We start from the raw sequence: 12,205 nt of genomic DNA, 5'->3' as shown, positions 1-12,205 counted from the left end.
ATAAGACTAAATACAAGCATACAGGGGCTTAATAAGGTTTAGTTTTGCAGGCATCTTAATAAAGGACTACGATTTGCAAAGCTATGATTATATTATAATTGGCGCTGGGTCAGCAGGCTCAGTGCTAGCATCAAGGTTATCTGAAAACCCTCACATAAGCGTTTGCCTGCTAGAGGCTGGCGTTGAAGATAAACATCCTGCCATTCACATTCCTTTTGGCCTTGCACTAGTAAGCACGCTTTCTTCCATAAAATGGGACTATACAACCCATTCTGAGACCCACTTAAATAATCGTGAAATGTATTGGCCTAGGGGTAAAACCTTGGGCGGTTCCAGCTCAATCAATGCTATGTGTTACATTCGAGGCCATGCCGACAATTACAATCAATGGGCCCAGCAAAGTGCTAGCCACTGGGATTGGAATAGCGTGCTTCCCTATTTTCGCAAAAGCGAAAATAATACACGCGGCATATCTAGGCTTCATGGCTGTGGCGGCCCACAGGGAGTTAGCGATTTAAAGCACGTAAATAAGCTTACTCTAGATTTTGTTTCTTCAAGTGTGAATACAGGCATTATTGAAAATCCTGATTTTAACGGTATTCGCCAAGAAGGAGTGGGAGTATATCAGGTGACTCAACAAAATGGTTCTCGCTGTTCAACGGCTAAAGGTTTCTTAAAGCCGGCGGTAAGAAAGCGCAGTAATTTAACTATTTTGACACAAGCCAATGTAAAGAAAATCATAATTGAACAAGCGCGAGCCAAGGGCGTTTCTGTAACGGTAAATGGTGAGCATCAGAACATAACTGCGAATATAGAGGTACTTCTTTGCGCCGGAGCCATTGGCTCACCGCAAATATTAATGCAATCAGGAATAGGTCCTGAAGGTCATTTAAAGGAGCTAGGTATTGATGTAGTTGAAGATTTACCTGGCGTAGGTCGAAACCTACAAGACCACTTAGATGGAACCATTGTTTACAAGCAAAGAAATTATGACTCCTACGGTATTTCTGTGCCTGGCATATTAAAGAATGCCTTAGCTCCCCTACAGTATTGGCAAAAAAAAGAAGGTATGCTCACCTCAAATATTGCCGAAGGGGGTGCGTTTATTAAATCATCACCTGATAAATCGTTACCCGATATACAAGTCCATTTTATACCCGCTTTATTATTAGATCATGGACGTAAACGGCTTACGGGCCATGGTTTTACCATTCACTTTTGTAATTTGTACCCGAAGAGTAAGGGAAGTGTCACCTTACAAAAAACTAGCTCGGGATTTGAAGCCATCATTAAAGCCAACTATTTATCTCACGTTGATGACTTAGCCCCCATGATTGCAGGTTTTAAGTGGGCACAAGATGTAGCTAATACCGCCCCCCTTGGAAACACTGCTATGCCCTACTCTCCAAACACTAAGTTAGAAAGTGATGAAGATATTGTTGAATACATAAAAAATAACGCTGAAACCGTTTATCACCCTGTTGGCACATGCAAAATGGGTAAGTCTTCTGATGCAGAAGCGGTAGTGTCAGATGAGCTGAAGGTGTTTGGAGTTAACGCATTGCGTGTAGTTGATGCGTCAATCATGCCTAACATAATAGGGGGTAACACAAATGCACCTACCATTATGATTGCTGAAAAAGCCGCTGAGATGATTCAAAAGGATGCAGCAAAGAATTAATCCCCTAGAAATAAAAAACCCAAGGTAAGCACCTTGGGTTTTCTTTAGAAGTTTCTTTAAAACTGAAAACTATGACAATAGTTTTTGAAGTTCAGCTGACACTTGTTCAACAGGTAAGGTCCCATCTATTTTTAAATAGTTACACATGCCATCACGGGCAGCAGCTTCGTAATATTCAATTAATGGTTTAGTTTGGTCATGATAAACGCCTAAACGCTTACGCACTGTGTCTTCTTTATCGTCATCTCTAACAACAAGCTCATCACCTGTTTCGTTGTCTTTACCTTCCACTTCTGGTGGATTGTAAACTACGTGATAAACACGGCCAGAAGCAGGATGAACTCGGCGTCCGCCCATGCGATCAACAATAACGTCATCAGCAACATCAAACTCAATACAGTAATCAACTTTAATGCCGGCTTCTTTCATTGCGTCGGCTTGTGGAATGGTGCGCGGAAAACCGTCTAAAAGAAAGCCATTTTCACAATCTGGCTGAGCAATACGCTCTTTTACCAAACCTATAATAATTTCATCAGAAACTAGTTGTCCTGCATCCATTACTTTTTTAGCTGCAAGGCCCATTTCAGTACCTGCTTTTATTGCTGAACGCAGCATATCGCCTGTAGAAATCTGGGGAATACCAAATTTATTCATTAAAAATTGAGCTTGTGTTCCTTTGCCAGCGCCCGGTGCGCCAAGAAGAATAATACGCATGAAGCGGCCTCCTTAAATTCGTGTATAGTCGTATAAGTGTTAAATTTTTTCTGGGTCAAACTTTACAGGTAAGGTGCGGTCTAAACAAGAATTAAAAGCCAAAATTGGTCAGACTTTAGCCTAACGATGTAAATAAATCGTAAAATAAAAAAGGCTCAGCGAAAGCTGAACCTTTTTTTACTATTTCTTCGTGTTTAGACACTGCTTATTTCGCTAAACTACCTAACAAGCTATTTAGGTTTTTAACGAAATCAGCCGGCTCTTTTAATGACCCTTGCTCTGATAACGCCGCTTGATCAAACAACACTTTTGCCCACTGTGAAAATTGTTCTTCGTCTTGTATGTCTGAAACGATTTTTACCAGTTGGTGCTCAGGGTTAAGCTCAAAGTTGTATTTTGGCTCTGGCACCGGTTGCCCTGCTGCCTGCATCAACTTAGCCATTTGCGTGGTCATGCCGCCGTCTGTCGCTACTATACAAGCTGGGGAGTCAGTTAGTCGGTGAGTAAATTTAACGTCTTCAACTTTGTCGCCCAAAGCTGTTTTAATACGCGCTAATACACCTTCAATCGCCTTTTCAGCTTCTTCTTGTGCTTTTTTAGTGTCCTCATCATCAAGCTCACTTAAATCAACATTTGAACCTGCGGCTGATTGTAAAGTTTTACCATCAAACTCATTAAGATGTGACATTAACCATTCATCAATACGCTCACCAAGTAACAATACTTCAATGCCTTTCTTGCGGAACACTTCCAAATGCGGGCTAGTGCGCGCGGCTTGGTATGAATCAGCTGTTACGTAGTAAATCTTATCTTGCCCTTCTGACATACGCTCAATGTACTGCGCTAAAGAAACGGTTTGATCATTGGTTTCGTTGTGCGTAGAAGCAAAACGTAACAAACCAGCTATTTTTTCTTTATTTGCGAAGTCTTCAGCTGGGCCTTCTTTTAGCACGTTACCAAATTCATTGTAGAAAGCTTGATACTGCTCAGCATCATTTTTGGCCATTTTCTCAAGCATACTAAGTACGCGCTTAGTACAACCTTGGCGAATCGCTTGCGTTATTTTGTTATCTTGTAAAATTTCACGCGACACGTTAAGCGGCAAATCATTTGAATCAAGCAAACCTTTCACAAATCGTAAATAAGTTGGCATGAACTGATCGGCATCATCCATAATGAATACACGTTGCACATAAAGTTTTAAGCCACTGCTTTGCTCTCTATTCCACAAATCAAAAGGCGCTTTTGACGGAATATACAACAAGCTAGTATATTCAGTTTTACCTTCAACCTTGTTGTGTGACCACGTTAATGGGTCTGCAAAGTCGTGCGATACGTGCTTATAAAATTCTTTATACTCGTCATCACTAACGTCTGATTTCTCGCGCGTCCATAAAGCAGTCGCTTTGTTTACTGATTCCCATTCGCCCGGTTGAGCTGGAATTTTTTCGCCATCAGGCCCTTCTGATTCAGGCACTTCTTCTTTGAAAAGTTGAACAGGGATACTAATATGATCAGAGTATTTAGTAATGATTGAACGAAGGCGGTAGTCATCTAAGAACTCTTTTTCGTCTTCTTTAATATGAAGAATGATGTCAGTTCCACGCTTGGCTTTTTCTATATCAGCCACGGCAAACTCACCTTCACCTTCTGATACCCACTGCACGCCTTGTGATGCATCAGCACCTGCTGCACGGGTATTAACCGTTACTTTGTCAGCCACAATAAATGCTGAATAAAAGCCCACACCAAATTGGCCAATCAATTGAGAGTCTTTTGCTTCGTCACCTGAAAGCTTACCGAAAAAGTCTGCCGTGCCCGACTTAGCAATTGTCCCTAGGTTTTTAATCACTTCTTCTTTGCTCATACCAATACCATTATCGCTAATGGTAAGAGTGCCGGCATCTTTGTTAACGCTAAGCTTAACGTTTAAATCACCGTCACCTTCGAACAGGTTGGCGTCAGATAGCGCTTTAAAACGAAGTTTATCAGCGGCATCAGCTGCATTTGATACTAGCTCACGTAAGAAAATTTCTTTGTTTGAGTACAAAGAGTGGATCATCAACTGTAATAGTTGTTTTACTTCGGTTTGGAAACCATGCGTTTCGTGTTGGACAGTCTCAGCCATAGCCAAGGTTCTCCTCTAAATCAAAATGAGAGTTTATATTCAGTCACTTAATTTGAGGGCTTATTCTTTATTTTCAATAGCAAAAAATTAATATTTTGTTCAAAAAAGGGCCTAACACTCTCTTCTTCCACTAAAAGCATGAGTAAGGGTGTTGCCGTCAATATATTCTAGCTCGCCACCCACTGGTACGCCATGAGCAATACGCGTGGTTTTGATGTTATGCTTTTTGCACATTTGGCTAATATAGTGCGCCGTTGCCTCTCCTTCAACCGTAGGATTGGTTGCAAGTATCACTTCTTCAATAGGAGATTGTGACAAACGCTGCTGCAAAATGTCTAAACCTATTTCGCTAGGGCCAATACCATCTATGGGTGATAAGTGCCCCATAAGTACAAAATAAGTGCCTTTAAATTGTAAGGTTTGTTCTATGGCGAGCACATCTTGTGGAGACTCAACAATACAAATTTGTTGGCTTTCACTGCGTGATGGATTGCTACATATATTACACAATTTAGCTTCAGTAAACGTGCGGCACTGCTCACAATGGTTAATATGTTCCATTGCATTATGAAGTGCTTCGCTTAGCTTTAACGCCCCTGTTCTATTGCGTTCAAGCAAAGTGAATGCCATACGTTGCGCACTTTTTGCACCTACACCGGGCAAACATTTAAAAGCAGAAATTAATTCATCAATAAGCGGGCTGAACGACATAAAAACTAAAAAGGCCTTGAAATACTAAATGGGAATAAGATGTTACCGCAAATATGCAGAAATACACAGGCTTAGGGGTTTAAAATTTAGAAGGGATGTAAAGTCTGATGGATTAAACAAGCAAAGTCATCTATTAACTTTGCTTGTTTTGAAGCGCTACTAAAACGGCATCTTGAAGCCAGGTGGTAAACCCATACCGCCAGTGACATCGCCCATTTTATCTTTAGACGTTTCTTGCACTCTGCGCACTGCATCGTTCATTGCTGCGGCCACTAAATCTTCAAGCATTTCTTTATCATCGTCCATAAGTGAATCATCTACTTCGACTTTACGGATGTTGTGGTTGCAAGTCATGGTTACTTTAACCATACCAGCACCCGATTCACCTATCACTTCCATTGAAGCAAGTTCTTCTTGGGCTTTCTGCATTTTTGCTTGCATTTGTTGGGCTTGTTTCATCATGTTGCCCATTCCACCTTTAAACATATCTTCCTCTCTTACATTATTGAGTTATCTTGCTTCAATGCTGTCTTCAATTACTTTTGCATCAAATACTTTTATAAGTTCTTGAATGGTTTCGTCGTTTTGCACTATTTCTTTGGCATAACTTAAACGCATATCATCAATTCGATTTTGAATTTCAAAGGGAGTGTTTGCTACCTCTTCGTTTACAATTTCGATTTCTATGGTGTTACCAAGCATATTGCTTATGGCATTTTGGGCGTTTTCAACAACTGCCTCTTCCACCATATATTGCTGCTCTTTTGAAATTTTCAAGACCAAAGGGTTTGAAAGCTCTGAGCATGATGAATTTATCAATAACTGCCTTGTAAACGCTTGTAAACCCGTTGCATCAACAAACGCACTCCAGTCATCTACTTGCGCTGCTAACTTAAGCTTAGTCGCAGTATCAATACCTTCATCCGGGGGTAAAAATGCTTGCAGTGTATTTGAAAATGGCGCTAGCGCATCACCAAGCGCGTAGTCATGAACAACTACAGGAGTGTCTGTAGTTTCAGTACTGCCTTCAAACTTTTTTCCGGAGCTACCTCGCTCTTCGGTCTTAGCCTGCAATTGCTTTGATAGCTCTATTAATTCAAGGGTCTTGTTAAGGGTACTATCACTGCTTTGATCACTATTTTGCTGCACAGGCTGAGCAGTATTTGAAAACTCGCTTGTAGCTTCAGATGATGGAACCTGCACCCCAACAGAGGCTGGGTCATAATTATTTTGGTAGTCATCTTGACCATAGGGAAGTTCACTCATAGCCAGATGATATTCGTCATCAGGATGCATGCTTACCGGCTCTGACGGATTCGCATCAATCGCTGCCACATGAACATGCTGTTCATCTGCAGGCGTATTTTGCACATTCACCGACTGCTCATTCGCATCGTTACTATCAGCCTCTGGGGCCTTAGTTTCAACAGGCGTTTGTACTTCCGGATGCAAAGCGGCCGATTGAGGACTTTGGTAGCTTTCTTCAGCATGTACGCTATTAGAGCTTGTAGGCTCACTTTGCATGCCTACATCTTCCACAGGCTCAGCTTCTTGTTTATCTATTTGTGCTTGCCCTATGTTTTCAACAGGCTTTGGGCTTGGTGCTGGTGCTGGTGCTGGTGCTGGTGCTGGTGCTGGTGCTGGTGCTGGTGCTGGTGCTGGTAAATCAGCGTATTCGTCGCTAATTAAATTATCAAGGTCTAATTCCACTTTTTGCGCAGGCGAAAAAGCAAGCATTCTCAACACCGTCATTTGTAAGCCGCTTTTAGCATCTGGAGCATGGGGCAAATCGCGCTTTCCGTTTACGCCAATTTGATACAGAATCTGTATCTGCTCTTTACCCAAGGACTTAGCCAAAGTAAAAATACCTTTCGCTGAACTGCCTTCTAGCTTGCATACTTCAGGCACTACTTGCGTAAGGGCTATTTGATGCAACATAGCCAAAATTTGTGCGAGCACTTGGGTGTAATCAGGTGACTGAGAGCAAATGCTATCTAGCTGTTCAAGAGCGAGCTGACTATCTCGCTCACAAATATACTTAACTAACTTAAGTATTTGGTTTTTATCTAACAAACCCAACATGTTTGACACTACAGCCAAGCTTACTTGGTTATTGCCTTGTGCTATGGCTTGATCTGTTAAGCTCAAAGAATCACGGATACTACCTTGTGCAGCTCTAGCTAACTGCGCTAACGCGGCATCTTCATATGAAATGCTTTCTTGCTGTAAAATATATGCCAAATGATCTTGAATTTGATCACGAGTTAGCGCACGTAAACTAAATTGTAAGCAGCGAGACAAAATCGTAACTGGTAGCTTTTGAGGATCGGTAGTGGCTAACAAGAACTTAACGTGTTCAGGCGGCTCTTCTAGGGTTTTAAGCAGTGCATTGAAGCTGTGCTTAGACAGCATGTGCACTTCATCTATTAAGTACACTTTATATTTACCGCGTGTTGGCCTGTACTGAACGTTGTCAAGCAGTTCACGGGTATCTTCCACTTTGGTACGCGACGCTGCATCAATTTCAAGTAAGTCAACGTAGCGGCCATCACTAATGTCTACACAAGTATCACAGCGTCCACAAGGATTAGCACTTTGCCCTTCCTCGCAGTTTAAGCTTTTCGAGAAAATTCTAGCTATGGTGGTTTTACCAACACCGCGCGTTCCAGTAAATAAGTACGCATGGTGGAGCTTGTTGTTTTCCAAAGCATTGGTAATTGCATCAACCACATGCTGTTGCCCTACTAACTCAGAAAAAGTTTGTGGACGCCATTTTCTTGCTAGAACCTGATAGCTCATAAGCTAATTAGTCTCCCTCAAATTCACAAACACAGTACGAACTTATATTTGCTGCTTTGAGTTTTTCTTCTCCACCAATATCGAGTAAAGAAATAATAAAACCTGCGTGCTCAACATTGCCGCCTAATCTGCGAATTAAGTTGGCAGTCGCAATCATTGTTCCGCCAGTTGCAAGTAAATCATCAATCATGAGTACGCTGTCACCTGGACTAATAGCATCTTTATGAATTTCTAGTATGTCGGTACCGTACTCAAGTTCATATGATTCAGAGATTACTTCTCTGGGTAGCTTTTTAGGCTTACGCACTGGTACAAACCCAATACCTAGCTCTAATGCTAATGGAGCGCCAAATAAGAAGCCCCTAGCTTCTGTGCCGACTACTTTCGTAAAGCCTTTGTCTGCAAAACGATTTTTTAATAAATCTATACAAGCTTGAAAAGCTTTTGGGTCTTGTAATACGCTGGTTACGTCTCGAAAAAGAATACCCGGCTTAGGGTAATCTACTATGGTAGTTACCGCGTTTTTAATCAGTTCTTCTGACACATGTAATCCTTGGATGTGTTTTATTTTATATTCACAATTAGTTAGTGGTATAGAGTAACTTTTTTTCACAAAATTGCACGCCCTGAAACGCGAATTTCAGATAAATTATTGTGTTTAAAAGAATTAACTTACTTTGGAAGGAGGAGCTTGCGCAGAAAATGTATAAGGCGAACGCTTAGTTTTTAATCTGCGCAACTTGCACGTGTTACTGAACTATCATCTTAACAGTCCACGCAATGATATGTAGTAATGGGAAAGCCGCTAAAGCTGCCAAAATACCGAAAAAATACCACCAATTAAATACTTCTTTAAACTCGGTATCACTACCCATAATTTCACCTTTAATTTAACTTGTACAATCTTAGGCGTGCATATTACTTGATCAACATCAAAAAAAACATAAGTAGTCTAATAATTAAGTATGAAAAAAATAGATAAGGTATACTTTTTGTATAATAAACCGGCGCTATTTATTAGGCGCTCCACAAGCTTTAAATTTTATACTACGCAGTGGTTTTTATATATATTGAATTTTCAGCACTAAGCTAAAATCGCAAACCTTAAAAATAGTTAAATAAATAGCGCTTGTGTGTTTGCTATATTCTCGTAAACTAAAAGAATAATAATATTAATTAACTTCAGTAAAACAGTTTATTAGGAGCCGTGTGAACGATCTAACCCTACCTTTAGCGCTTGTTGGGATAATCTCAATTGCGTGTCAATTTTTCGCATTTAAGATCAAAATACCGGCTATTCTTCCCTTATTAATAATAGGCATCATTGTTGGTCCTGTGGCGGGAATTATTGATGCTGATGCTATTTTCGGTGACCTACTCTTTCCAATAGTGTCTTTATCAGTGGCCATAATATTGTTTGAAGGGGCGCTTACGCTTAAGTTCAAAGATATCAGTGGCCATGGTTCCATGGTTAGGAATTTATGTACGATTGGTACACTTGTAACCCTAATCACTGTGGCACCTGTAGCCCACTATGCTTTAGGCATTCCCTGGGAACTCTCCTTCTTATTTGCCGCGCTTGTTACCGTTACCGGCCCCACCGTTATTGTTCCCATGCTAAGAACGGTACGCCCCAGTGCTAAAGTGTCAAACATATTACGCTGGGAAGGCATTATTATTGACCCTATTGGGGCATTACTTGCGGTAATTGTATTTGAATACATAATATCAACACAAAATGTGATTGGTAATACCTTTTTAGCGTTTGCGAAAACAGTGGGAGTGGGTACTATAATTGGCGCGCTAAGCGGCTACTTAATGGGCTTAGCTTTACGATACCACTGGATTCCACACTACTTAACCAACACCGCCGTTCTTACGATTATGCTAGGTGTATTTGCCGCATCTAATTTATTTGCCCATGAGTCTGGATTAATTACAGTTACTATTATGGGAATGATATTAACCAACATGCGCGGCGTTGATGTAGACGATATTTTAGAGTTTAAAGAAACCCTAAGCGTGCTGCTAATATCTGGCTTGTTTATATTGCTTGCATCAAGAATAGACCTTTCAGGCATAGCAAAAGTAGGTATTCCAGCAGTAGTCGTACTACTGGTTATTATGTTTGTTTCGCGACCCTTATCAGTGGTTCTTTCTTCGGTTAACGCTAAGTTAAACTGGCGTGAAATAGCACTTTTAAGTTGGATTGCACCTCGCGGTATAGTGGCCGCTGCTGTATCAGCCCTATTTTCGCTTAAGCTTGAAGCCATTGACTATCCTCAAGCCGAACTTTTAGTACCTATGGTCTTTTTAGTTATTATTGTGACAGTAGTAGTACAGAGTTTATCGTCAGCGAAAGTAGCTGAGTTGCTTAAAATAAGATCACCTGAGCCTAATGGCGTGTTAATGTTCGGCGGCGGTTTGTTTAGCCGTTTACTTGCTAAAGAGCTACAAGACCAAAAGATACCAGTTTGTTTAAGTGACACTAACTGGGAAACTATTAAGCAAGCCCGAATGGATGGCATACCGTGCTATTTTGGCAACCCAATTTCAGAACACGCGAGTAGAAACTTAGACGTGAGTTTATTTTCAAAGGTACTTGTATTATCACCCTATAAACAACTGAATCCTTTAGTCACATTTCATTTTGAACACGAATTAGGTAAAGGTGCTGTTTTAGGCTTAAACAGTAATGAATCTCAAAACCGACCTAGCCATCAGGTATCTGAATCTTACACTAGCAAGTTAACTTTATTTTCTGAAGATGCTAGCTACGGCAAACTCATTGGCTTAGTCAATAAAGGGGCGGTTATCAAAACAACCGGTTTGTCAGAAACCTTCACTTATCAAGATTATGAAAAAGAATATGAGGGCAGATGTATCCCTTTATGTGCGATTACGGGCGAGGGAAAAGTGAAAGTGTTTACAACCACTAAAGATCGTAAACCTAAAGCAGATTGGAGGATTGTAAGCCTAATAATTGCCAAATAACTTACGCTTTATTCCCTGCAAATTTTGTCCAATGATTTTGCAGGGCGTCAAGTGCACTGTAAAAGGGTGCCATAGGTGTAGCGCTTAATACATTTAAAGAATATGCAACAGCCTCCAAGGTCGAGAGCTGATAATTTTTTTTCGACATTCTAATTAAGTATCGTGATTGTGGCGGCACATTAAAATGCAACTGCTTATATTGATGAAGCCACTTATTTGCTTGCCATATTCCATAGGCCTGTCGCCAGCTTGCATCAATAAATATCAGATTTTCAATCTCTTCAAGCTCTTGACCCTGTTTAAGTTCCTCAATACCAATGCTAACTTTACTTGGGTACACCAGGGCAGTGTTTTCAACTTTTAAATTTAGAGCATCTAATTGATTTGTATATTTTGTTTTAATGACTTCTATGCTTGGACTAATCAACTGCAGTAAACGCACGGTATTCTTCGCATGCCCTGCCTCTAATTTGTGCTGCAAAATGATGATGCGCTTGCTTGTATCCACTTTTTGAACTTGCCCACATATGCAGGTGATCAATGGGTAATGACATTCAGGACACTGTGGTCTTTTTGTTTGCATTTAGAATTTCTTGTAAAACGTTGTCGCCACTAGAATAACACCAAAATCATTTAACTTGAATTTCACCAGACGTAAAAAAACCCACTAGCGTTTGCTATGCGGGTTTCTTTAAATAGGAGTCTCGGTTACCGGCAAGGGCGGATGTGCTACTCTCGCATGGGCTTTCTATTGCCAAAGGCCCACACTCACCCTTGCCCCGAATGGGGTCGCCGCTAATGCGTGTCACTTTTGTGCAGACGTAAAAAAACCCGCTAGCGTTTGCTATGCGGGTTTTCTTAAATAGGAGTCTGGCGATGTGCTACTCTCGCATGGGGAAACCCCACACTACCATCGCCGCTAATACGTTTCACTTCTGAGTTCGAGATGGAGTCAGGTGGGACCGTATCGCTATTGTCGCCAGACAAAAAGGGACAATTTGGATAAACATAATAAAAAATTCAATATTTAAGTGAGCACACTACTCTTCTCACACTAGCAACTTATCACTACAACAAACCTCATTAGGTGTTGTATGGTTAAGCCTCTCGGGCAATTAGTACAGGTTAGCTTAACGCATTGCTACGCTTCCACACCCTGCCTATCAACGTTGTAGTCT

The 12,205-nt window shown here is 40.9% G+C and carries 10 protein-coding genes and 2 rRNA genes; 2 read left to right on the top strand and 10 right to left on the bottom strand.

Features of this window, described 5'->3' with window-relative positions; translation table 11 throughout:
• Window positions 1–73: 73 nt before the first annotated feature.
• Complete coding sequence (locus tag ACOI22_RS00060) at window positions 74–1,681, top strand: GMC family oxidoreductase (protein WP_420668958.1); 1,608 nt, start codon at window positions 74–76, stop codon at window positions 1,679–1,681.
• Window positions 1,682–1,750: 69 nt separating this feature from the next.
• Here ACOI22_RS00060 and adk read toward each other — a convergent pair whose 3' ends face one another.
• From adk to ACOI22_RS00025, 7 genes are all read right to left on the bottom strand, one after another.
• Complete coding sequence (adk, locus tag ACOI22_RS00055; RefSeq protein ID WP_420668956.1) at window positions 1,751–2,395, bottom strand: adenylate kinase; 645 nt, start codon at window positions 2,393–2,395, stop codon at window positions 1,751–1,753.
• A gap of 205 nt (window positions 2,396–2,600) precedes the next feature.
• The gene (htpG, locus tag ACOI22_RS00050; RefSeq protein WP_420668954.1) at window positions 2,601–4,523 is read right to left on the bottom strand and encodes a molecular chaperone HtpG; all 1,923 of its coding nucleotides are present in this window, start codon (window positions 4,521–4,523) and stop codon (window positions 2,601–2,603) included.
• Between the two features lie 111 nt (window positions 4,524–4,634).
• On the bottom strand, window positions 4,635–5,234 hold the full coding sequence (recR, locus tag ACOI22_RS00045; RefSeq protein WP_420668952.1) for a recombination mediator RecR: 600 nt from the start codon (window positions 5,232–5,234) through the stop codon (window positions 4,635–4,637).
• A 159-nt stretch (window positions 5,235–5,393) separates the two neighbouring features.
• Window positions 5,394–5,720 carry a YbaB/EbfC family nucleoid-associated protein gene (locus ACOI22_RS00040; RefSeq protein ID WP_420668950.1) on the bottom strand — a complete coding sequence of 109 codons (327 nt, stop codon included), beginning with the start codon at window positions 5,718–5,720 and terminating at the stop codon, window positions 5,394–5,396.
• 24 nt (window positions 5,721–5,744) lie between these two features.
• Window positions 5,745–8,033 carry a DNA polymerase III subunit gamma/tau gene (gene dnaX, locus ACOI22_RS00035; RefSeq protein WP_420668948.1) on the bottom strand — a complete coding sequence of 763 codons (2,289 nt, stop codon included), beginning with the start codon at window positions 8,031–8,033 and terminating at the stop codon, window positions 5,745–5,747.
• 7 nt (window positions 8,034–8,040) lie between these two features.
• The gene (apt, locus tag ACOI22_RS00030; RefSeq protein WP_420668946.1) at window positions 8,041–8,577 is read right to left on the bottom strand and encodes an adenine phosphoribosyltransferase; all 537 of its coding nucleotides are present in this window, start codon (window positions 8,575–8,577) and stop codon (window positions 8,041–8,043) included.
• Between the two features lie 205 nt (window positions 8,578–8,782).
• Window positions 8,783–8,908, bottom strand: a complete 126-nt coding sequence (locus tag ACOI22_RS00025; protein WP_420668944.1) for a hypothetical protein — start codon at window positions 8,906–8,908, stop codon at window positions 8,783–8,785.
• A gap of 334 nt (window positions 8,909–9,242) precedes the next feature.
• Here ACOI22_RS00025 and ACOI22_RS00020 point away from each other — a divergent pair, with 334 nt between their 5' ends.
• On the top strand, window positions 9,243–11,027 hold the full coding sequence (locus ACOI22_RS00020) for a cation:proton antiporter (RefSeq protein WP_420668942.1): 1,785 nt from the start codon (window positions 9,243–9,245) through the stop codon (window positions 11,025–11,027).
• A gap of 1 nt (window position 11,028) precedes the next feature.
• Here the strand turns inward: ACOI22_RS00020 and ACOI22_RS00015 are convergent, their stop codons facing one another.
• From ACOI22_RS00015 to ACOI22_RS00005, 3 genes are all read right to left on the bottom strand, one after another.
• Complete coding sequence (locus ACOI22_RS00015) at window positions 11,029–11,610, bottom strand: tRNA-uridine aminocarboxypropyltransferase (protein WP_420668940.1); 582 nt, start codon at window positions 11,608–11,610, stop codon at window positions 11,029–11,031.
• 285 nt (window positions 11,611–11,895) lie between these two features.
• Window positions 11,896–12,011, bottom strand: a 5S ribosomal RNA gene (gene rrf, locus ACOI22_RS00010).
• A 110-nt stretch (window positions 12,012–12,121) separates the two neighbouring features.
• Window positions 12,122–12,205: ribosomal RNA gene (locus ACOI22_RS00005) — 23S ribosomal RNA — on the bottom strand; the annotation flags it as partial.

Source organism: Glaciecola sp. 2405UD65-10, assembly GCF_048820975.1.
Lineage (GTDB): Bacteria > Pseudomonadota > Gammaproteobacteria > Enterobacterales > Alteromonadaceae > Glaciecola.
Note: the sequence above shows the minus strand (reverse complement) of the source record. Positions and strands in the feature narration are given on the sequence as shown.

Bases quoted from the DNA above. Each gene is read 5' to 3' on its own strand.
- ACOI22_RS00025 (WP_420668944.1), bottom strand. From the start codon at position 8,908: ATGGGTAGTGATACCGAGTTTAAAGAAGTATTTAATTGGTGGTATTTT.
- recR (WP_420668952.1), bottom strand. From the start codon at position 5,234: ATGTCGTTCAGCCCGCTTATTGATGAATTAATTTCTGCTTTTAAATGT.
- ACOI22_RS00015 (WP_420668940.1), bottom strand. From the start codon at position 11,610: ATGCAAACAAAAAGACCACAGTGTCCTGAATGTCATTACCCATTGATC.
- htpG (WP_420668954.1), bottom strand. From the start codon at position 4,523: ATGGCTGAGACTGTCCAACACGAAACGCATGGTTTCCAAACCGAAGTA.
- ACOI22_RS00040 (WP_420668950.1), bottom strand. From the start codon at position 5,720: ATGTTTAAAGGTGGAATGGGCAACATGATGAAACAAGCCCAACAAATG.
- adk (WP_420668956.1), bottom strand. From the start codon at position 2,395: ATGCGTATTATTCTTCTTGGCGCACCGGGCGCTGGCAAAGGAACACAA.
- dnaX (WP_420668948.1), bottom strand. From the start codon at position 8,033: ATGAGCTATCAGGTTCTAGCAAGAAAATGGCGTCCACAAACTTTTTCT.